The sequence below is a fragment of the Rhodanobacter sp. G1 genome (assembly GCF_055397855.1).
Map to the genome: position 1 here is coordinate 784,977 of NZ_AP039674.1, position 19,780 is coordinate 804,756.

Annotated in this window: 16 protein-coding genes; 6 read left to right on the forward strand and 10 right to left on the reverse strand. The window is 68.3% G+C overall.

Features of this window, described 5'->3' with window-relative positions; genetic code table 11:
• The first annotated feature begins 196 nt into the window (after window positions 1–196).
• A complete protein-coding gene (locus ACZ5Z2_RS03300; protein WP_464760557.1) occupies window positions 197–1,228 on the forward strand; it encodes an energy transducer TonB in 1,032 nt (343 codons plus the stop codon).
• 72 nt (window positions 1,229–1,300) lie between these two features.
• On the opposite strand, the gene ACZ5Z2_RS03305 is transcribed toward ACZ5Z2_RS03300, so the two are convergent.
• Window positions 1,301–2,578 carry a serine hydrolase domain-containing protein gene (locus ACZ5Z2_RS03305; protein ID WP_464761656.1) on the reverse strand — a complete coding sequence of 426 codons (1,278 nt, stop codon included), beginning with the start codon at window positions 2,576–2,578 and terminating at the stop codon, window positions 1,301–1,303.
• A gap of 193 nt (window positions 2,579–2,771) precedes the next feature.
• Between ACZ5Z2_RS03305 and ACZ5Z2_RS03310 the strand changes: the two genes are divergently transcribed.
• Window positions 2,772–4,046, forward strand: a complete 1,275-nt coding sequence (locus ACZ5Z2_RS03310) for an NTP/NDP exchange transporter (protein WP_464760558.1) — start codon at window positions 2,772–2,774, stop codon at window positions 4,044–4,046.
• Between the two features lie 16 nt (window positions 4,047–4,062).
• Here the strand turns inward: ACZ5Z2_RS03310 and ACZ5Z2_RS03315 are convergent, their stop codons facing one another.
• Together ACZ5Z2_RS03315 and mtgA are read right to left on the reverse strand one after the other, a co-directional pair.
• Window positions 4,063–4,491, reverse strand: a complete 429-nt coding sequence (locus tag ACZ5Z2_RS03315) for a CBS domain-containing protein (protein WP_464760559.1) — start codon at window positions 4,489–4,491, stop codon at window positions 4,063–4,065.
• Between the two features lie 171 nt (window positions 4,492–4,662).
• On the reverse strand, window positions 4,663–5,373 hold the full coding sequence (gene mtgA / locus ACZ5Z2_RS03320; RefSeq protein WP_464760560.1) for a monofunctional biosynthetic peptidoglycan transglycosylase: 711 nt from the start codon (window positions 5,371–5,373) through the stop codon (window positions 4,663–4,665).
• 99 nt (window positions 5,374–5,472) lie between these two features.
• Between mtgA and hslO the strand changes: the two genes are divergently transcribed.
• Window positions 5,473–6,363: an Hsp33 family molecular chaperone HslO gene (gene hslO, locus ACZ5Z2_RS03325; protein ID WP_464760561.1), complete on the forward strand. Its 891-nt coding sequence runs from the start codon at window positions 5,473–5,475 to the stop codon at window positions 6,361–6,363.
• Between the two features lie 76 nt (window positions 6,364–6,439).
• Here the strand turns inward: hslO and ACZ5Z2_RS03330 are convergent, their stop codons facing one another.
• Window positions 6,440–9,298 (reverse strand): bifunctional diguanylate cyclase/phosphodiesterase, encoded by a 2,859-nt coding sequence (locus ACZ5Z2_RS03330; protein ID WP_464760562.1) that lies wholly within the window; start codon window positions 9,296–9,298, stop codon window positions 6,440–6,442.
• Between the two features lie 270 nt (window positions 9,299–9,568).
• On the opposite strand from ACZ5Z2_RS03330, the gene ACZ5Z2_RS03335 reads away from it, so the two are divergent.
• Window positions 9,569–10,480 (forward strand): hypothetical protein, encoded by a 912-nt coding sequence (locus ACZ5Z2_RS03335; protein WP_464760563.1) that lies wholly within the window; start codon window positions 9,569–9,571, stop codon window positions 10,478–10,480.
• 206 nt (window positions 10,481–10,686) lie between these two features.
• Here ACZ5Z2_RS03335 and ACZ5Z2_RS03340 read toward each other — a convergent pair whose 3' ends face one another.
• From ACZ5Z2_RS03340 to ACZ5Z2_RS03360, 5 genes are all read right to left on the reverse strand, one after another.
• The gene (locus ACZ5Z2_RS03340; protein WP_464760564.1) at window positions 10,687–11,592 is read right to left on the reverse strand and encodes a DUF4097 family beta strand repeat-containing protein; all 906 of its coding nucleotides are present in this window, start codon (window positions 11,590–11,592) and stop codon (window positions 10,687–10,689) included.
• Window positions 11,593–11,608: 16 nt separating this feature from the next.
• On the reverse strand, window positions 11,609–12,052 hold the full coding sequence (locus ACZ5Z2_RS03345; protein WP_464760565.1) for a hypothetical protein: 444 nt from the start codon (window positions 12,050–12,052) through the stop codon (window positions 11,609–11,611).
• Window positions 12,049–12,597 carry an RNA polymerase sigma factor gene (locus ACZ5Z2_RS03350; RefSeq protein ID WP_464761657.1) on the reverse strand — a complete coding sequence of 183 codons (549 nt, stop codon included), beginning with the start codon at window positions 12,595–12,597 and terminating at the stop codon, window positions 12,049–12,051. The genes ACZ5Z2_RS03345 and ACZ5Z2_RS03350 overlap by 4 nt, the downstream gene beginning before the upstream one ends.
• Before the next feature lie 129 nt (window positions 12,598–12,726).
• Window positions 12,727–14,499, reverse strand: a complete 1,773-nt coding sequence (locus tag ACZ5Z2_RS03355; protein WP_464760566.1) for a phosphoenolpyruvate carboxykinase (GTP) — start codon at window positions 14,497–14,499, stop codon at window positions 12,727–12,729.
• Between the two features lie 156 nt (window positions 14,500–14,655).
• On the reverse strand, window positions 14,656–15,234 hold the full coding sequence (locus tag ACZ5Z2_RS03360; protein WP_464760567.1) for a TetR/AcrR family transcriptional regulator: 579 nt from the start codon (window positions 15,232–15,234) through the stop codon (window positions 14,656–14,658).
• Window positions 15,235–15,319: 85 nt separating this feature from the next.
• On the opposite strand from ACZ5Z2_RS03360, the gene ACZ5Z2_RS03365 reads away from it, so the two are divergent.
• Together ACZ5Z2_RS03365 and ACZ5Z2_RS03370 are read left to right on the forward strand one after the other, a co-directional pair.
• A complete protein-coding gene (locus ACZ5Z2_RS03365; protein ID WP_464760568.1) occupies window positions 15,320–16,216 on the forward strand; it encodes an alpha/beta fold hydrolase in 897 nt (298 codons plus the stop codon).
• Window positions 16,217–16,235: 19 nt separating this feature from the next.
• Window positions 16,236–18,710, forward strand: coding sequence for an acyl-CoA dehydrogenase (locus ACZ5Z2_RS03370; RefSeq protein WP_464760569.1), 2,475 nt, complete (start codon window positions 16,236–16,238; stop codon window positions 18,708–18,710).
• Between the two features lie 67 nt (window positions 18,711–18,777).
• Here ACZ5Z2_RS03370 and ACZ5Z2_RS03375 read toward each other — a convergent pair whose 3' ends face one another.
• The gene (locus ACZ5Z2_RS03375) at window positions 18,778–19,698 is read right to left on the reverse strand and encodes a lysostaphin resistance A-like protein (RefSeq protein WP_464760570.1); all 921 of its coding nucleotides are present in this window, start codon (window positions 19,696–19,698) and stop codon (window positions 18,778–18,780) included.
• Window positions 19,699–19,780 lie beyond the last annotated feature (82 nt).

The window sequence follows — 19,780 nt, forward strand, 5'->3', positions numbered from 1 at the left end:
TTCGTTTCCGGCCTCCGGTTGCCGCTGCCGCGCCAGCAGAATATGCGCCGTGCCGCCGAGGCGCCCGTCGCGATTTGCGCACCTTGACGCATGCGGGTACCTTTTGCCCATCCGCGCCGCGGCGTCGACGACGACGACCGCATCCTGGATACACAGGGGGGAAGCGCGGGTATCTGCCGATACTCAGCGAGAAGCCATGGATACCCGAAATACATTCATCGCTCGGCGCCGCGCGCGCGGAGCCATCAAGCTGGAAGCCGTCGCCATCGTCGCCATCATTGCCGCGCTGGCCGCCGCCGCCTACTTCCTGATCATTCGCCGCGTGATCGAGCAGCGGCAACTGGACGGCGGCGGCGTGCCCGTGGCGAGCGCAGTGGCCGGCAACGGCAACAAGGCCGCCGCAGCGCCGGCCAACCTGCAGGCGCTGGACGTCAACCAGCTGCTGGACGAAGCCAGCAAGGCCCTGAAGGATCAGCGCTACCTGGCGCCCGCCGGCAACAATGCGTTCGAGTTCTACCTGCGCGTGCTGGCCAAGCAGCCGGACAATCCGGTGGCGACCAGCGCACTGCGCGAAACCTTCCCGTATGCCGCGTCGGATGCCGAACAGGCGGTCAACTCGCGCAACTTCGACGAGGCGCAGCGCGAGATCGACCTGCTGGCCAAGGCCGATCCGGCGAACTTCACGCTGACCATCCTGCGTTCCAAGCTCGACGCGCAGCGCAAGCTGGCCGACCAGCAGCAACAGCAGGCGCAGGATCAGCAGAAAGCCGCGCAACTCGCCGCGCAGAAGGCCGCCGAGGACAAGGCGGCGGCCGAAAAGCAGGCCGAGTTGCAGCAACAGCAGCTGGCCGCCGAGCAGGCCAAGGCCAAGCAGCAGAAGCTTGCCGAGCAGCAATCGTCGTCTGCGGCGTCGAAGGCAGAGCAAGCTGCACCGACCGCGGCGGCCAGCGGCCAGAACAGCGACGCGGTGCTGCTCAAGGCCGTGCAGGCAAGGTATCCGACCGGGGCCCTGCGCGCCGGCCAGGGCGGCTGGGTGATTGTGGGCTTCACGATCACCGCGGACGGCCGTACCAAGGACGTGCACGTGATCGATGCGCAGCCGCGCCACGTGTTCGATCGCGCCGCCATGGAAGCGATCGAGCGCTATCGCTTCAAGCCAGCGATGCGCGACGGCAATCCGGTGGACAGCAACAGCCAGCAGAAGGTCGAGTTCAGCACCGGTCGCTGATCGGGGTTGCGCAACGCGCACCGGCGGAAACGGCGCATGCGAGGCATGCGCCGTTTCCGTTTGAAGCATCCGTCAGCGCCGCTTGCGTTTGCGCGCCGGCTTGGCCCTGGTGGGCTCGTCGGGTTTTTCCAGGTTGGCCCAGTCCACGTGCGGCAGGCCGAGCAGGTCGTCGAACACCATCGGCATCAGGCCGCTGGGCATGGCGCCGCTGGAGTTCCACAGCGTGACCACGCCGGCGCGGTATTTCGGAAAGAAGCCGATCATGGTGCGGTAGCCGGCCACCGCGCCGGCATGGAAGATCAGCGTCTCGCCGTCGTAGGTGTAGACGCGCCAGCCCAGCGCGTACTCCGCGCCGTCGAGCCGCGCGCGCCGCCACGGCGTGGCGCGCACTTCGGTCGGCGTGTCCACGCCGGGCGCGTGCAACACGTCGAGCAGCGCGGTGGACAGCACGTCCTGGCGGCCACCCATCTGCGCGATCAGCCACGACTCCATGTCGCGGATGCTGGCGTTGACGCCGGCAGCCGGCGCCACGCGGTAATAGGTGTCGTTCGGTTTGAACGGGATCCAGCTGTGGCGCTTGCCGGCGTGGTGCGGGCGCGCCCAGCTCGGGCTGGATTCCAGCGCGGCCAGGCCGTAGCTGGCGTCCTGCATGTGCAGGGGCTGGAAGATGCGTTGTTCGACGAGCTGCTCGAACGCATGGCCGGTGCACGCGAACAGCACGTCGCCGATCAGGCTGAAGGCCACGTTCTGGTAGCCGTAGCACTGGCCGGGCGCGCAGGTGTCGTTCACCTCGGCCAGCATGCCGGTCAGCTCGTCGTAGGGCACGTGGCCTTCGAGCAGGCTGTCGTAGGTGTTGTGCGGAAGGCCCAGCCGCTGGCCGAGCACGTCGGCCGCGGTGGCCTGCTCGGTGTACTGCGCATTCTTGAGCTGGAAACCGGGCAGCACGTTCGCCAGCTTGGTGTCCCAGCTCAGCTTGCCGTCGTCCACCATCAGGCCGGTGATCGCGCTGGCGAACGCCTTGGACAGCGAGGCCAGCCGGAACACGGTGTCGGGCGTCACCGGCGCCTGGGTGGCTGCGTCGGCGTAGCCCTGCGTGTGCTCGAACACCACCTTGTCGCCGATCACCACTGCCGTGGCGAGGCCGGCGGCGCCGTGGCGCGCGTCGAGCTGATCCAGCCAATGCAGGTAGTCGTCCAGCGTGGCCTGCACGCGCGCCGGCGGCAAGGCGGCCGGGATGGGATCCTGCGCGGCGGGCGGCGACGGGCTGGTTGTGGGTACGGCCTGCGCGGCGTGGAGTCGGCTGACGGCAAAGCCTATGGAGCAGGCAAGGGCGAGGTATCGAATCCGCATCTTCTTCGCAAGGCAGGTCGAGGCGGCGTCGCCGCGACGGAATGCGCGGACGGGATCCATGCGGCCGCGCGGGAGCGCCGATTCTCGGGCACTTCGCGGGCGGGGACAATGCAGGCGCCCGCGGATCGCAGGTGCGCGGGAACGCGTGCTAGCCTTGCGTCCTCCCGGGCCTTGCCCGCGCCGGATGCCCCAGTTGAACCCGATCCGTTCCGCCGCGATGCGCGAGGGTGCAGAACCCGCGCTGGCGGCATTGGCGTTTTTCTTCGTGATGACGTCGTACTACATCATCCGGCCGGTACGCGACCAGTTGAGCGGCGCGGTGGGATCGCAGTCGCTGCCGCTGTTCTACGGCGTGGTGTTCGCGGTGATGCTGCTGTTCACCCCGGTGTTCGGCTGGCTGGTGGCGCGCTTCCCGCGGCGGCGCCTGCTGGGCTGGAGCTACAGTTTCTTCGCCGTCTGCCAGTTGGCCTTCGTGCCGGCCTTCATGGCGCAGGATCGCATCGGCGCGCGCGAGCTGGGCGTGGTGTTCTTCGCCTGGGGCAGCGTGTTCAACCTGTTCGTGGTGTCGCTGTTCTGGAGTGTGATGGCGGACATCTTCTCCAGCGGAAGGGCGCGCCGGGTGTTCTCGCTGATTGCGCTGGGCGGCATGGGCGGGGCGATCTGCGGCCCGTTGCTCACGCGCGTGCTGGTGCGCTGGCTGGGCGTGGCGCCGTTGCTGGTGGCGTCGACGCTGGCGCTGGCGGCTGCGTTGGCGCTGTTGTTGCGGCTTTCCGCAAGCCACGAGCAGCGACAGGGCGGCGAGGCGATCGGCGGTTCGCTTTGGGCGGGCGTGCGCGAGCTGTGGTCGCGGCCGTTCCTGCGCTACATGGCCTTGCTGATGCTGTTCGGCGACGGCATCGGCACGCTGGCCTACGCACTGGTGGCCGATTACGCGAAGCTGCATTTCACGGGCAACGTGGCGCGCACCGCGTTCTACAACGACCTCGACCTCGCCACCAACACGCTGGGCGTGGTGTTGCAACTCACGCTCACGCGCTGGCTATTGGTGCGCTTCGGCCCCGGTTGGGGACTGGTGCTGCCTTCGCTGGTGAACGTGGCGTTGCTGCTGACGGTGATGGTGGCCGGCCACGGCAACGTGGTGATATTGGGCGCCGCGGTGCCGGTGCTGGCGGTGATGATGGTGACCACGCGTGGCTTCGCCTACGGCATGACCAAGCCGGCGGTGGACGCGCTGTATACGCGCGTGCCGCGCGAGACGCGCTACAAGGGCAAGAACTTCGTGGAAACCGCGGTGTGGCGCTTCGGCGACCTGGCGGTGACCAGCGCGGTGAGCGGCCTGCGCCTGCTGGGTGTGGGCATCGCCGGGCTCGCGCTGGCGGGCGCCGGCGTGGCTGCGCTGGCCACCTGGGTGTCGGCGCGCGCCGGCTGGTCGCCGGATCTCGCGCCCGAGGAAAAGCGCGCCGGCTGACGGCGCGCCCGCGGCTTCAGCCGGTGATGTAGCGCTCCAGGTGCTCGATCTGTTCGGCCTGCGCGTCGATCACCGCCTTGACCAGGTCGCCGATGGAGATGACGCCGACCACCTTGTCGCCGTCGAGCACCGGCAGGTGGCGCACGCGGCTGTCGGTGCACAGGCGCATGCAGTCGAGCACGTTGGTCTGTGGCCCTACGGTGAGCGGATCGTTGTGCATGATCTCGCCCACCGTGGCCTGCGACGAGGAACGTCCTTGCAGGATCACCTTGCGCGCGTAGTCGCGCTCGGACACCACGCCAAGCAGCTGTTCGTCGCGCATCACCAGCAGCGCGCCGATGCGGTGCTCGGCCATCCGCTTGATCGCCTCGAGCACCGGCGCGTCCGGCGCGATGCTGTAGATGGTGCCGCCCTTGCTTTCCAGCAGATGCCTGACCTGACGCATGCCTGATCTCCGATGGTGGGGCGTCGTCAGTCTAGCGCCGCCATGCACGGTGGGTGTTGCCGTGTCGTGAAGCGGCCTTGTTTGAAGATCGGGGTGATCGCAAAGGCATTGGAAAGTGCAGCCATGGATGGTTGCCTGTTTGATCCTCGCGATCAGGGGTGATCGCAGAGGTCAGTTCCGCCCGATGTAGGAAGGCCCGCCGAGCTGGCGCATCTGCCGTTCGATCCAGCCGGCGCGGCGCTGCACGTAGGCGCTGGGGCGATCCGCGTGCAGGCGCCGCGGGTTGGGCAGCACGGCGGCCAGTTGCGCGGCCTGCGCGGGATCGAGCCGGGCGGGCGGCTCGTGGAAATAGATTTCGCTGGCCGCGCCCACGCCGTAGATGCCGTCGCCCAGCTCGGCGATGTTCATGTAGACCTCAAGGATGCGCCGCTTCGGCCAGGTCAGCTCGATCAGCACGGTGAAATACGCCTCCAACCCCTTGCGCACGAAGCTGCGGCCATTCCACAGGAACAGGTTCTTCGCGGTCTGCTGGCTGATCGTGCTGGCGCCGCGCAGGCGATGGCCTTCGTCGGCGGCATCGATGGCCTTCTGGATGGAATCGAAATCGAAGCCGTGGTGGTAGGGAAAGCGCTGATCCTCGCCGGCCACCATCGCCAGCGGCACCCACGGCGACACCTGCGACCACGGCACCCAGTGCTGGCGCAGGCGGAAGCCGTGTTCGCCATGCACCCATGCGCCGACGCGGCGTTCCAGCATCATCGCCGAGGTGACCGGCGGCACGAAGCGCAGCACCAGCACCATCAGCCAGGTGATCCCCAGCCACGCCAGCCCAGCGAACGCGATCCAGCGCAGCAGGCGGCGAAGGGAAGGGCGAGGGAGCATGGCGGGCAGGCGGCGGGCGGTTGCCGCAGTATAGGTGCTGCCATTGCGCGGCGGCCGTTCGCCCCCATCATGCGGGGATTGTCTTGTGAGGTGCATCCCGTGGAAACCGTACTTGTCGAAGACGTGCTGCATCGCTTCCTGCTTGAGCGCGCCGGCGTGCGTGGCGCGCTGGTGCGGCTGGGGCCGGCATGGCGCGAGGTGGCCGGGCGTGTCGACTATCCAGCCGGGCTGCGCGGCCTGCTCGGCGAAGCGCTGGCGGCCAGCACGCTGCTGACCGCCAACATCAAGCTGGACGGCGAACTGTCGGTGCAGCTGAAAAGCGCCGGCGCGCTGCGCCTGCTGTTCGCCGAATGCACCGACCAGGGACGCCTGCGCGGACTGGCGCGCTGGGACGCGCCGCTGCCCGAGCCGCTGTTGCTGGAATCGCTGCCGCAGGCGGTGATGGCGATCACCATCGGCAACGTGGAGCGCGGCCAGCGCTACCAGGGGCTGGTGGAGTTGCGCGCGGCGGATCTGGCTGGCGTGCTGGAAAACTATTTCGCGCAGTCCGAGCAGTTGCCCGCGCGCCTGCTGCTGGCCGCCGACGGCGAGCATGCCGTGGGCCTGATGCTGCAGAAGCTGCCCGACGAAGGCGGCCACGGCGCGGCGCAGGACGAGGACGCATGGACGCGCGTGATGCACCTCACCGCCACGCTGGGCGCGGAGGAACTGCTGGCCACCGCGCCGGAACAACTGTTGTATCGGCTGTACCACGAGGAGTCCGTGCGCCTGTTCGAGCCGCGCCCGCTGGCCTTCGGCTGCAGCTGTTCGCGCGAGCGCGTGGCGGCCATGCTGCGCTCGCTGGGCCGCGAGGAAGTGGAGGCGACGCTGGCCGAGCAGGGCGGCCGCATCGAGGTGAACTGCGAGTTCTGCGCGCAGCGCTACGAGTTCGACGGCATCGATGCGGAGCAGTTGCTGCGTGGTTCGGGAGGCGTTTTCGGCACGGCGTGATGTCGGGCGGACGTCTTCGATGCGCGGTCTGCCGGCGCTTCGGTCAAGGCGGAAGCCTGTCGCGCGCGGGATGCGCTTACGGCAGGTGGTTTTCCGGCCGCAGCCAGTATTCGGCCGATTGTCCGCGCGCGTACAGGAAGCCCTGGCCGTAGCGGCAGCCGAGGTCGAGCAGGGTCTGCTGCTGCGCGGCGTTCTCGATGCCTTCGGCGATCACCTGCATGCCCAGCGCATCGGCCAGCACCTGGATCGCGCGGATCACCGCCGCGCCCTGGTCGTTGCGGTCGCTGTCCAGCTCGGTGACGAAAGAGCGGTCGATCTTCAGCGAGTCGAACGGGTACTGGTGCAGGTAGCTCAGCGAGGAGTAGCCGGTGCCGAAATCGTCTAGCGCGATGCCCATGCCCTTCTGGCGCAGGTTCTGCAGCATCTGCTTCACCTGGGCGGGATTGTCCAGCAGGGTGCGCTCGATCACCTCCACGCGGATGCGGCTGGGCGACACGTGGTGCTTCTCCAGCAGCGCCAGCAGGCGCACGTCGAAATCGGCGTGGCGGAAGTGCAGGCCGGACACGTTGATGCTGATGGTGCCCTTGCCGCCCAGCAACTGCGTGGCCTGCGCGCAGACCTGCTCGAAGATCAGCCAGTCGATGGCCTCGGCGCAGCCGGCTTCCTCGGCGATCAGCAGGAAATCCTGCGGCAGCATCAGGCCGCGTTCGGGGTGGTTCCAGCGCAGCAGCGCCTCGTACCCCGCGACGCGGCCGTCGGCCAGCGACACGATGGGCTGGTAGAACGGCACGAACTCGCGGCGCGTCAGCGCGTGGCGCAGGTCGCCTTCCATGCGCAGCTGCGACAGCGCCTCGCGGCGCAGGCGGTCGTCGAACAGCGCGACGCGATGGCGGCCGCCGTCCTTCGCGTTGTACATGGCCGCGTCGGCATCGCGCAGCAGTTCCTCGGGCTGGCGGTAGTGCGGATCGACCATCGCGATGCCGATGGAGGCGGAGGTGAAGATCTCGCGCGTGCCGAGCCGGAACGGCGTCTGCAGCTCGTTCAGCACCAGCGTGGCGACGTGCTGCGCCGCGCCGATGTCGGGCACGTGCTCCAGCAGCACGGCGAACTCGTCGCCGCCGAGGCGGGCCACTACGTCGCGGGTCTTCAGGCAGGCGCGGACGCGGCCGCCGACCTGGAACAGCAGGTCGTCGCCGACCAGGTGGCCCACCGAATCGTTGATGACCTTGAAGCGGTCGAGGTCGATGAACAGCACCGCGAACTGTTCTTTGGGATTCACGTGGTAACGCTGCAGCGCCTGTTCCAGCCGCTGCAGCAGCAGCGTGCGGTTGGGCAGGCCGGTGAGCGAGTCGTGCAGGGTCTCGTACTTCAGCCGGCGCTCGATGCGCTCGCGCTCGGCGATCTGCTCGCGCAGGTCGCGGTTGGCCAGGCCCAGTGCGCGGGTGCGCTCCGCCACGCGCCGCTCCAGGCTGGCGTAGGCCTGCTTGAGCGCGGCGTCGGCGTGCTTGCGCTGCAGCGCGTTGGCCACGTGGTAGCTGACGAAGGTGAGCAGTTCCTGGTCGCGCTCGGTATAGGTGTGCTCGGGGCTGTAGCTCTGCACCGCCAGCACGCCGCGCACCTTGTCGCCCCAGCTCAGCGGCACGCCTAGCCAGCACACCGAGCGCGAGCCGAAGCGGGTGATCTCGCCGCTGGCGAGCAGGCGGTCTATCGTCGCCGCGTCGGCCAGCAGTGGCTTGCCGGTGCGCTGCACGTATTCGGTGGCGCCGCCGCCGTGGCTGCGCGGCAGGCGCTCGCTGTCCACCTCGTCCACCGAGTAGGGGAAGGTGATGAGCTGGTCTTCCTCGTCGATCAGCGCAATGTAGAAGTTGCGCGCGTACAGCAGGCCGCCGATCACGCGGTGCACGGCGGGGTAGAAGTCGTCGAGGCTGTCGGTGGTGCCGGCCAGCTCGGCGATGCGGAACAGCGCCGCCTGCAGGCGTTCGCCGCGCTGGCGCTGCAGCACCTGCTGGCGCAACACGCGGTTGGCCTCGCGCAGCGCGGTGGTGCGGTCGGCCACGCGGCGCTCCAGTTCCACGTGGGCGCCGCGCCGCTCTATCGTCGTCTGCACGTGTTGCGCCACGTAGCTGAGCAGGTCGAGGTCGTGCCGGGTGTAGCGCACGCTGGCCCGATAGCTCTGCACCACGATGCAGCCGACCACCTGTCCGGTGCGGAACAGCGGCACGCCGATGCAGTGTTCGCAGCGTGGGCCGTGCAGGCGGAATTGCCCGCCCAGTTCCTGCGCCAGCTCGTCGGTGGCTCCGAACAGCGGGCGGCCGTGGCGCAGCAGGTTCCAGGTGATGCCGTGCAGCAGCTCGTGCAGCGGCACGCTGCGTTCGGGCGTGGGCGGGTCGGTGTCGAGGGCGTCGACGTAATACGGGAAGCGCACGCTGTCGCTGGCGGAGTCGTACAGCGCGATGTAGAAGTTCTCCGCATACATCAGGCTGCTGACGATGGTATGCAGCGAGCGCATCAGCGCCGGCATGTCCTGTTCGGTGTTGGCCTGCTCGGCGATGGCGTACAGCGCGCGTTGCAGGCGCTCGGCCAGCGCCAGCCGCGAGATCGCTTCATAAAGGCGGCTCGATTCGGCCAGTTGGCGCAGGCGGGCGTCGGCCAGCCGTCCCAGCCAGGCCAGGTGGCCGCGCAGCGGCACGGCAACCGGTTCGTCGCGGCTCAGCGTGAGTACGAGTTGGTGCTGGACGTCTTCCGCAAGATCATGGTGCCAGCCGGATGATTCTGCGGCACGGCCCGCTGGCGATTGCCAGTGCAGCCGGCCGACGATGCCGAAGTCGCCCAGGATGCGCTTGCAGATTTCCAGCACGCTCGCACTGTCCTGGGCCTTCAGCAATTGCTCGATGGCTGCCGGCACGCCCGTCAGATCCTCTGCCTTGAGGGGCATGGGCGCGGGACGCGGCGTGGAAGAGAATGGATTCATCAAGCAGGACGACAGGTGAAGCGTGCTGGGCAAGGCGTCCCTTATATCCTGCGCTTGGCGCCGCCGCCAGCAGGAACCCGGCCCCGGGAGTGCGGGTCTATCGAGAAGCCGGTCACAGCATGGGCAGGGTAACTGTACCGGGCTCTTGTATCGGTGTTAGTTAAATGTAAAATGAAGTTGAATTTCCCTGCCGAATCCGGCTGCTAGCTGTTACCTCATTTAGGTCTATCAATCATGCGCCGCTTGCTCGTCCCCTTGTTGCTGTGCCTGCTGCCGTTCGCGGCGGTCGGCCAGGGCGTGGACGACGCCAACGGCAAGCTGGCCGTGCAATTGCTGAAGCAGCCGCCGGCGCAGATGGCCGAGGTGCAGCCGGGCTTGATGGTGCCGCTGTGGCGCGGGGCGGATGGTCGCCTGTTCGTGCTCAAGGCCGACAATCGCAGCGGGAGCCTGGCGCAGCGCGATGCGCCATTGTCCTTCCATGCGGTCGACGCCAAAAGTGTGATGAGCGCCGGCCTGCAGTACAACCTGTCGCCGAACTGGCAGGCGAACGCGGATGTCAGCCAGCACTCCTGGCTCAACAGCCCGTTGCGCGTGGTCGGTAGCGAAGTGGGCGCCACCTACCTCAATGGGCCGTACAGCCTGGGCGTGAGCGTGGGTACCAGCAGCACGCCGAACAGCCCCAGCCTGCCGCGCGTGCTGCCCGGCGTGACGCCCAGCGTCGATGGCCTTTCCGGTTTCGACAGCAGCTCGCAGTTCAATGCGCGCGGACGCCTGGCGCTGGGCACCAACAGCGGCGTGGACGTGGGGGCCAGCGTCGGTCGCATCCATCTGCTGCCTGGCAACCTGCTGGGTATCAGCACGCTGGATCAGAAGGCAATCAGCTTTGGCGTCGACCACGGCCCGATCAGCGGCTCCATCATCGGCCGCACCATGCAGCCGCTGGCCGGTGTGCCGGGCAACGGCTACAGCCCCGACCGCCGCTGGAACAGCATCGACCTTGGCGTGACCTGGCATCTGCCATGGCAGGGCTCGGTGAGCGTGGGCGCGCAGAACCTGTGGTCGTCTGGCGCGCCGACCAACACACCGGTCGGTCCCGAGCCGGATCAGTCGCGTACGCCCTACGTGCAGTACCACCAGGATCTCTGATTCGGGGGTTCGCAAACAAAAACGCCGCCGCATGCCATGTGGCGGCGTTTTGCCGTGTGGTCAGGCTGTACGCATCCGTTGTTGCGTTTCCAGCGCCAGCCGCAAGGGTTCCAGCTGCCGTTCGTAGCTGCGCCACTGGCCTAGTCGCGCGCGTGTGGATCGACAGGGCGCGCGATGGCGAAGTGATCGGATCGGACTAGACAGCTTTAGTTCGACGTGCGGATGCGCAGATCGCCGCTGAAGGTTTCAACGTTGATCGTGCCCTTGCCGTTGCCCAGCGTGGCGTCGAGCTTGCTGCCGGGGCCGTGTTCGGATTTCTGCGCCGTTCCCGTGTCGCTACGCAGGTCGCCGCTGAAGCTGCTGGCGTGCACCGTGGCGTTGGTGGCGGTTGGCAATTGCAGTTGCACGTTGCCGCTCATGCTGTCGACGGCCAGCTTGCCGTCCGGCGCGAGGCTGCCGGAGAGCTGCACGTCTCCGGACACCGTGCTCAGCGTGAGCTGGCTCCAGGGGCCACCGCTGGCCTGGATGCGGCCGGAAACGGTCTGCAGTTTCGCCTGGTTACCCAGTACGGGAGCGAGGATGTCGCCGCTCACTGTTTGCAGGTTGGCCTGCGCGGCATGGCCGGCTAGTTCGATGTTGCCGCTGACGCTCTCGATGTCGAGCGATGGGCTGTTGGCGTTGATGCGCGCGCGGCCGCTCACTGTGTTGACGGAGATCTTGCCGCCGTCCATGCCGTCGACCACCAGTGGCGCGCTGACCACGCGCACGTCCAGGGTGGCGCCGCGCGGCACGTGCAGATCCAGCATGGTCGGGCCCATGCGGTTGTCGCCGCCCCAGTTGAACCAGCTGCCGCCGTTGCCTTGCGGCTGCACCTCGATGGCGAGCTTGTCGTCACTGCCGGTGATCGCCAGCGGCTTGGCGCCGTCGCCGAGCTGGCCTTCCACCTGCACGGAGGGGCGATCCCACGCGGTGACGTGCACTTCGCCGGAGACGTTGCTGATGCTGATCTGTGCGGTGAGCGTGGCGGCATGCTGCAGGTTGATCGACGTACCGGCAAAGGCCTGGCCAACGCACAGGCACAGCAGCAATGGAACGTAGCGGGCGGTTTTCATGTCGTGTCCGGCTGGATCAGCCGGCCTCCTGGGCGAAATGGCGCAATTGCGTTTGTTGCCGCTCGGTGCGCGCCAGCAGGCGTTGCAGCGAGGGCGAATCCGGGGACTGCTGCATGGCTTGCTGCAGTTCGATGCGGGCGGCGTCCAGTTCGATGGCCGCGCCGCTGAGGCGCGGATCGGATGGTTTCCACGATGCGTTGGCCAGTGCGGGCACGTTGCCCGGTGCGCCGTCGGTGGCTAGGTGCTGGTGCAAGCCGATGCCGCCGGCCAGCAGGAACACGCCGGCCAGTGCGGCGGCCAGCAGCCATGGGCGTGGCGATGCGCGATGGGCGGCCGGCGTTGGCGGCGCACTCGCATCGCGGTCTTCCAGCGCGGCATCGATGGATTCCCACAGGTCGCGGCGCGCTGCGACGGGCGTGCGCAGCTTGCGCATCTGCTGGCGCCATTCGAATTCGTTCATGAGCTTGCTCCCAGGGCACGGCGCAGCAGTTGCCGCGCGCGGTGCAATTGCGCTTTGGACGTGCCGACGGCCATGTCCAGTTCCGCGCCGATTTCCTCGTGCCGCCAGCCTTCGACGTCGTGCAGCACCAGCACGGCGCGGGCGCGCGGCGGCAACATGCCGATGGCGCGTTCGAGTTCCTCGCGCTCGGCGGCGCAGAATGGCGTATCGCCGTGCTCGGGGAGTTGCTCTTCGTCCACGAAACCCACCGGGTCGGCGCGGCGGGCGCGGATTTCCATCAGCGCCAGGTTGACGGCCAGGCGGTACAGCCAGGTGCCGAAAGCGCTTTCGTGGCGGAAGCCGGGCAGCTTCTGCCATGCGCGCACGAAGGCTTCCTGCGTGAGATCCTCGGCGCGACCGTGGTCGTAGCCGGCCAGCCGGTACAGTGCGCCGTGGATGCGTTCGACGTGCCGGCGGTACAGCCGCTGGAACGCATGGCGGTCGCCAGCGGCGGCTGCGCGTGCATCGTCGGTGTCGTTGTCGGCGGCAGCGGAGGCTGGCGGCATCGAGCGGTCGGTGGCGGGACAGGCGGCGATCATCTTGCCAGCTTGGATGCCCGCCGTGCCGAAAGGGTTTGCATCGCCGCAGGTGCGCAGCCTGCGGCGATGCCCTTCAGCGGGAGGAGCGGCGGATATTCAGGCCGTGGCGGCCTCGCGCTCGGTGGTTTCCAGTGCGCGCGCCACGCGCTGCTGTTCCTCGTGCAGGGCAGCGGGCATGCGCGGCGCGAAGCTGTCCAGGTATTCGCCGATGGCGGCGAGTTCGTCCTGCCAGCCGATCCGATCCACGGCCAGCAGTTCGGCCAGCGTGAGCCGGTCGAGGTTCAGGCCGTCGAGCTTGAGCTCGCCAGGAGCGGGCAGGATACCGATGGGCGTTTCCTCGCCACGCGCCTTGCCTTCCACGCGCGCGATCATCCATTCCAGCACGCGCAGGTTGTCGCCGAAGCCCGGCCACAGGAACTTGCCGTCCTTGCCCTTGCGGAACCAGTTGACGTGGAAGACCTTGGGCAGCTTCGCACCGGGCTGGTCGAACGACAGCCAGTGCGCGAAGTAGTCGCCGTAGTGGTAGCCGCAGAACGGCTTCATCGCCATCGAGTCGCGGCGCAGTACGCCCACCGCGCCAGTGGCGGCTGCCGTGGTCTCCGAGCCCATCGCGGCGCCCATCAGCACGCCATGCGTCCAGTCGCGCGCTTCCATCACCAGCGGCAACAGCGCGGGACGGCGGCCGCCGAAGACGATGGCACTGATTGGCACGCCCTGCGCGTCCTCGGACATCGAAGACCAGGTGGGGCACTGCCTGGCGCTTACCGTGAAGCGCGAGTTGGGGTGCGCGGCGGGGCCGTTGGCGGGGTCGTACGGACGGCCCTGCCAGTCGGTGACCGGCGTGCCGGGCAGGCCCTCCCACCACGGCTGGTTGTCGGCGGTGACGGCGACGTTGGTGAAGATGGTGTCGCGTGCGATGGACTGCAGTGCGTTGGAATTGGTGGCGGTGCTGGTGCCTGGCGCCACGCCGAAGAAGCCGGCCTCGGGGTTGATCGCGTACAGGCGGCCGTCCGCGCCGGGGCGCATCCAGCAGATGTCGTCGCCTACCGTCCACACCTTCCAGCCGTTCCGGCGGTAGCCCTCGGGCGGGATCAGCATGGCCAGGTTGGTCTTGCCGCAGGCGGAGGGGAAGGCGGCGGCGATGTAGTGCGTTTCGCCCTGCGGGTTCTCGATGCCCACGATCAGCATGTGCTCGGCCAGCCAGCCCTCGTCGCGGGCCTGGTGGCTGGCGATGCGCAGCGCATGGCACTTCTTGCCCAGCAGTGCGTTGCCGCCGTAGCCGGAGCCGTAGGACTTGATCGTGCGTTCTTCCGGGAAGTGCATGATGAAGCGGCGCTCGGGATCGAGCTCGCCGGTGGAGTGCAGGCCCTTCACGAACGAGCCCTCGCGCTCGATGCGCGCCTGCGCCGCGGTGCCCATGCGGGTCATGATGCGCATGTTGGCGACCACGTAGGGGCTGTCGGTGATCTCCACGCCGCAGCGCGACAGCGGCGAATCGATCGGGCCCATGCAGTAGGGGATCACGTACATGGTGCGGCCTTCCATGCAACCGTCGAACAGCGCGTCCATCTTCGCGTGCGCCTCGGCCGGGGCCATCCAGTGGTTGTTGGGGCCGGCGTCCTCGCGATCCTGGTGGCAGACGAAGGTGAGGTGCTCGACGCGCGCCACGTCGCCGGGGTGGGAGCGGTGCAGGTAGCAGCCCGGGTGGGTCTGCTGGTTCAGCTCGATCAGGGTGCCGTCGGCCAGCATCTGCCGCACCAGGGACTGGTATTCGGCGTCCGAGCCGTCGCACCAGTGGATCGCCGCGGGGCGGGTCAGCGCCGCCACGTCGTCCACCCAGCGTTTGAGCGCTTCCAGGTTGCTTGCCATCGTGTCCTCACTGGTCTTCAGGAAAAAAGGTGGAAGAACCGTAGTTTGCGGGCACTGGCATTGCAAGGATGGGCGCAGCATGAATAGCCTGGAGCCTTGTTCCGCAACGAAAAACGGCGCCAAAAGGCGCCGTGCGGAGCGACTGGCGCGGCGGGGTCAGGCCGGGATCAGGGTGGCGATCATGTGCTCCACGTAGGCGTCGAACTCCTCGTGGTTCAGGCGCGGCAGGCCCAGGGTGAAGTTGAGCTGCAGGAAGCCGACGTAGGCGGCGTAGGTGAGCCGCGCGCGGTTCAGCGCCTCGCGCGGCGACAGGCCAGCCTCGCGGTAGGCGGTGTTGAGGAACTCGGTGCGCCGCTGCGACACGCGAGCCATCACCGGCACCACCAGCGGGTGATCCAGCGCCTTGAGCAGGGCGGCGTAGACGCGGTGCGGCTGCACTTCGTGCGCTGCGCGGCGGAACAGTTCGGGCAGGCGCTGGTGCGGGTCGGCGATCTGCTCGATCCGGCCCAGCACTTCGTTTTCGCCGTACTGCTCCCAGCGCTCCAGCGCGGCCTGCAGCAGGGCTTCGCGGGTGCGGAAATGCCAGTAGAAGCTGCCCTTGGTGACGCCCAACTGGCGGGCCAGGGCCTCGACGGCCAGTGCGCCCACGCCCTGGTCGGCGATCATCTGCAGGGCGGCGACTTCCCAGTCCTCCGCGGTGAGGCGGGTACGTTCGGGTTTCTGGCTTGAATCCATACGCGTATGGTAGCCGTTGCGCCGGGCTTTGTAATCCACGCGGGAGGATTGACGGCGCTGGACTGGCCGATCCATACTCATCCGTATGGATATGTCGACCGCCACCGCACGCATCGAATCCGTGGCAACCCGCGACGGCGTGGCGCTGGCCGTGGAGACGCACCACGCCAGCGGCGCGCCCACCTTGCTGTTCGCCCACGGCTTCGGCCAGACGCGCGGGGCATGGAGTGGCGCGGTCGCCGCGCTGGCGGCGCAGGGTTACCGCTGCGTCAGCTTCGATGCGCGCGGCCATGGCGAAAGCGAGCGCGTGCCGGGTGGCGCGGACTCTGAAAGCGGTTACCACATGCAGCAGTTCGTGGATGACCTGCTGACGTTGGCCCGTGCGCAGCCGGAGCCGCCGTTGCTGGTGGGCGCCTCGATGGGCGGCCTGCTGGGTCTGGTGGCGGCGGGCGAGACGCGACCGTCGCCGTTCCGCGCCCTGGTGCTGGTGGACATCACGCCACGCTGGGAGACGAAGGGCGTGGAGCGCATCCTCGCTTTCATGCAGGCGCATCCCGACGGCTTCGCGGACTATGCCGAGGCGGCCGAGCAGATCGCCGCCTATCTGCCGCATCGCCCGGGCCGCAAGAGCGAGGAACAACTGCGCCCGCTGATGCGCACCGGCGGCGACGGTCGCCTGCGCTGGCACTGGGATCCGGCCCTGCTGGCCGGCGACCTGATCGCCGAGAGCGAGCGCTACCAGCCGCGCCTGTTCGCCGCCGCGGCGCAGGTGGAGGTGCCGGTGCTGCTGCTGTCTGGCGAACGCAGCGACGTGGTGTCGCAATCCACTGTCGAGGAATTCCTGCAACTGGTGCCGCACGCGCGCCATGTCGAAGTGGCCGGCGCCACCCACATGCTGGCAGGCGACGCCAACGACGCATTCACCCGCGAGATCGCACATTTCATCCAGTCACTGGACGGCGCCTTCACCCGCGCCGGTTAACCGCAACGAGGAAGTCGAGATGGCCGTGATACTCACCCTGCTGGCGGCGCTCATCGCCACCGGCGCCTGTGCCTACCACCGCAGCAGCCTGCGCACGTGGGCGATCGTGACGGTGGTCGCCACCGTCGTCGTCGGTCTTGCTACCGGCGCGCGCTGGACGACCTTCCTGCTGCTCGTCGTCGAACTGGCCATCGCGGTGCCGTTGCTGATGGACGGCTTCCGCCGCAGGCAGATCACCGCGCCGCTGCTGAAGATGTTCGCCAAGGTCACGCCGAAGCTGTCGGAAACCGAGCAGACCGCGCTGGAAGCCGGCACCGTCGGCTTCGAGGGCGAGCTGTTCTCCGGCAAGCCGGACTGGCACGAACTGCTGAAGCAGCCCAGGCCCGAGCTGAGCGTGGAGGAACAGGCCTTCCTCGACGGCCCGGTGGAAGAGCTCTGCGGCATGATCGACGACTGGCAGATCACCCACGAGCTGGCCGACCTGCCGCCGGAGATCTGGGACTTCATCAAGAAGCACCGCTTCTTCGGCATGATCATCCCGAAGCAGTACGGCGGCCTGCAGTTCTCCGCGCTGGCGCATTCGGCGGTGCTGCAGAAACTCTCCACCATGTCGGCGACGGTGGCCTCCACCGTGGCGGTGCCGAACTCGCTGGGCCCGGCCGAGCTGCTGCTGCACTACGGCTCGGACGAGCAGAAGAACCACTACCTGCCGCGGCTCGCGGTGGGCGAGGAGATCCCCTGCTTCGCGCTCACCGGCCCCTACGCTGGCTCCGACGCCACCTCGATTCCCGATGTGGGCATCGTGTGCAAGCAGGTGGTCGACGGCGTCGAGACGCTGGGCATCCGGCTCACCTTCGACAAGCGCTACATCACGCTGGCGCCGATCGCCACGGTGGTGGGCCTGGCCTTCCGCATGTACGACCCGGAGCACCTGCTGGGCGAGAAGGAAGACCTCGGCATCACCCTGGCGTTGCTGCCGCGCTCTACGCCGGGGCTGCAGATCGGCCGCCGCCACTTCCCGCTCAACATCCCGTTCCAGAACGGCCCGATCCACGGCAAGGACGTGTTCGCGCCGCTCGACACCCTGATCGGCGGCCCGCACATGGCCGGCCACGGCTGGCGCATGCTGGTGGAATGTCTGTCGGTGGGCCGCGCGATCTCGCTGCCGTCCAACGCCACCGGCGCGATGCGCGGCTCGGCCGCGGCCACCGGCGCGTACGCGCGCATGCGCAAGCAATTCGGCCTCGCCATCGCGCGCTTCGAGGGCGTGGAGGAAGTGCTGGGCCGCATCGGCGGCCTCACCTACGCCACCACGGCGCTGTCGCGCGCCACCGCTGCGGCGGTGGATCGCGGCGAGAAGCCGGCGGTGCCCTCGGCGATCGCCAAGTACCACGCCACCGAGTGGGCGCGCATAGTGGCCGGCGACACCATGGACGTGCACGGCGGCAAGGCGGTGCAGTTGGGCCCGAAGAACTACGCCGGGCGCGGCTGGTCCAGCGTGCCGATCGCGATCACGGTGGAAGGCGCCAACATCATGACGCGCAGCCTGATGATCTTCGGCCAGGGCGCGATCCGCTGCCATCCCTACGTGCTGAAGGAGATGCAGGCGCTGTCCATCGCCGACTACGGCGATCGCCTGCGCAGCTTCGACAAGGCGCTGTTCGGCCATATCGGCTTCGGTCTCTCCAATGCCGTGCGCAGTTTCACGATGGGCCTCTGCGGCGGCCGTCTGGGCGACGCCGCGGGCGACGCCTATACGCGCCGCTACTACAAGAAGCTCAACCGCTACTCCGCCGCGCTGGCGCTGTGCGCGGACACCTTCATGGGCGTGCTGGGCGGCAAGCTGAAGTTCAAGGAGAAGCTCTCCGCGCGTCTGGGCGACGTGCTGAGCTACCTCTACATCGCCAGCAGCATGCTCAAGCGCTACGAGGACACCGGCCGCCCGGAAGCGGATCGTCCCTTCCTCGCCTGGGGTTTCCACGAGTGCATGTGGCTGATCCAGAACGCGCTGGACGGCGCGATCCGCAACTTCCCGGTGCGCCCGGTGGCGTGGCTGCTGCGCGCGCTGGTGTTTCCGCTGGGCCGCCGCGAGGTGCCGCCGTCCGATCGTCTGGGCCGCCGCGTGGCCGCGCTGCTCACCGCGCCGAACGAGGCGCGCGGCCGCCTTACCGAATGGGTCTACCTCACGCCCACGGCCAACAACACGGTGGGCCGCATGAACGCGCTGCTGCCCGACGTGATCGCTGCCGAGCCGGTGGAGCGCAAGTTCCTCAAGGGTCTGAAGGCCGGCCAGTTCAAGTCGCACGACTACGACGGGCAACTGGACGAGGCGCTCGCCGCCAACGTCATCAGCCAGGCCGAGCGCGACCTGCTGAAGCGCGTTCACGAGGCGGCGTTCGAGTTCATCTCGGTGGACGACTTCGATCCTTCCGAGCTGCGCGCGGCGGTGACGCGCGCGGACGAACGCAGGAAGCAGCAGGCCGGCGCGGCCTGATATTCCATAAGCTGCCGCAAACGAAAACCGGGCGCCGTTTGGCGCCCGGTTTTCGTTTGCGCGGTCGTCAGCGCCGCCGCCAGCTCGGCGCCACGAACGAGTGCCGTCGCAGCGCGACGATCAGCAAGGCGATCGAGCACAACGAGCACAGCGCCAGTGCCACCACCGAGGCCTCGACGCCGAACACGCCGCCGCTCAGCCAGTCCGGGCCGGTGCGGGTGGAGACCAGCCAGCCATCGGCCTTCAGGCCCGACACCGGGCTGCCGTAGACCGTGCCTTCGCAGAAATTCCACGCCGCATGCAGGCCCATGCAGATCGGCAGCGAGCGGGTGACGTGGTAGATCAGGGCGAACAGCACGCCGGCCTCGATGGCGATGGCCGACGAACTCCACGCGGTGGCGCCGGGATTGAAGCCGTGTGCAAAGCCGAAGAACAGTGCCGAAACCAGCAGCGCCGCCCAGGTGCCCAGGCCTTCCTCGACGATGCGGAACAGCGCGCCGCGGAACATGATTTCCTCGCCGATACCTGCGCCGATGCCCGTCATCAGCAAGGCGGACAGCCATGCGGCGTGCGGGTTGAAGCCGGTGACGTGGTAGCTGCCCAGCAACCACATGACGCCGACGATCGCGCTGAACAGCAGCGTGCCCGCGACGATGCCGCGCAGGCCGTCCGGCAGCAGCTTGCGCGGCGCCAGTTCGTCCAGCGGGCGGCGCTCGATCAGCTTGACCAGCACGAGGTAGGCCAGCAGCGCCGTCGGCGCGCGCATGAAGAACTGGGCCAGGCCGAACTTCAGCGTCGGCGCACCCTTGCCGGCCAGCATGGCCTTGCTCACTCCGAACAGATGGTGCAGCACGGCACCCGTCAGTATCGAGCCGGCCACGAACAACACTGCGAAGATCAGGAAGCGCGCCAGCGGCGAATACACCAGCCAGCGTTTCCATCCTGGCGCCGAAGCGGGCGTGACGAAGGCGACGGATGCGTTCGACATGATGTGCGGGCCCATGCGGTGGACAGTGGCGGCAGTCTGGTCGGAGCGCGTGGCAGACGGTAGTGACACGCGTCATGTCATG